Consider the following 1,183-nt stretch of genomic DNA (forward strand, 5'->3'; position numbering starts at 1 on the left):
CCCCGCCCCCACCGCCGCGACCAGCGTCGCGTCCGCCACGCCCGAGCTGCCGTGCAGCACCAGCGGCACCGGGACGGCGTCGCGCAGACGCGCGATCAGGTCAAGGTCGAGCGAGGCGGTGCGGGAGGTCATCGCGTGCTCGCTGCCGACGGCGACGGCCAGGGCGTCCACGCCCGTGCGGGCGACGAACTCGGCTGCCTCGGCCGGGTCGGTGCGCACGCCCGGCGCGTGCGCGCCGTCCTTCCCGCCGACCTCGCCGAGCTCCGCCTCGATCGCCAGACCGTTGGCGTGGCACCAGGCGGCGATCTCGGCGGTCGCCCGGAGGTTCTCCGCCCACGGCAGCGTCGACCCGTCGTACATCACCGAGCCGAAGCCGCAGTCGGCGGCCTCGTGGATCAGCCGCGGCTCGGTCGCGTGGTCCAGGTGCAGCGCGGCACGCGCCCCGCTGCGCTCCGCGGCGAGGCGGGTCGCCGCGGCGAGCGGCGCCAGCGCGCCGTGGTAGCGCACCGCGTTCTCGCTGATCTGCAGCACGACGGCGGCCTTGGCCTGCTCCGCGCCCGCGAGGATCGCCTCGGCGTGCTCGATCTGGATGACGTTGAAGGCGAAGACCGGCCGGTCGGCCAGCAGGTGGGGGAGGGGGACGAGAGGCACGGCGGGTGGCTCCAGGGTTCGGTGTCGGTGGATCAGGTCGCAGTCAGGTCGCTTCGCGCACGGTGACGAGTGGTTCCAGCTCGGCGAGCACGTCCGGGTCGACGTCCCCCGCGAGCGGCGCGGCGACGGCGGCGGCGGACAGTGCGACGGCGCGCCTCAGCGCGTCCTTCGGCGGCAGGCCCCGCGCGAGCGCGACCGCGAGCGCCGCGGACGCGGCGTCCCCGGCCCCGGTCGCGTTCCCCACGACCACCCGCGGCGGCGCGACGGCCAGCAGCCGCCCACCCCACGAGGCCACCAGCCCGTCCGCCCCGGCGGACACCACGGCCGCCCCGGCCCCGGCTTCGACGAGCCGTCGCGCGAGCGAGGCAGGCAGGGCTTCGGCTTCGGTCGCGCGCGTGGGCGCGGCGATGGGCCGACCGCCTTCGGGCGGGGGCGGCACGGAGTCGTCCACCCTTGCCTCTCTCGCGTAACGGCGGTCGGGGCCACTCGCCCGCAGGGCGGCCGCGGCGGCCGCCCTGGCCCCGTACTGCGT

General features: G+C 77.6%; 2 protein-coding genes. Both read right to left on the reverse strand.

All coding sequences use genetic code 11. The annotated features are described in order from the left end of the window. A partial coding sequence (locus TR49_RS12055; protein WP_042380660.1) for a class II fructose-bisphosphate aldolase occupies positions 1-651 on the reverse strand: 651 nt, incomplete at its 3' end. A gap of 43 nt (positions 652-694) precedes the next feature. After that, on the reverse strand, positions 695-1,183 hold a 489-nt coding region (locus tag TR49_RS12060; protein WP_174501567.1), incomplete at its 5' end, for a PfkB family carbohydrate kinase.

The organism is Streptacidiphilus melanogenes, assembly GCF_000787835.1.
In the GTDB taxonomy this organism is placed as follows: Bacteria; Actinomycetota; Actinomycetes; order Streptomycetales; family Streptomycetaceae; genus Streptacidiphilus; species Streptacidiphilus melanogenes.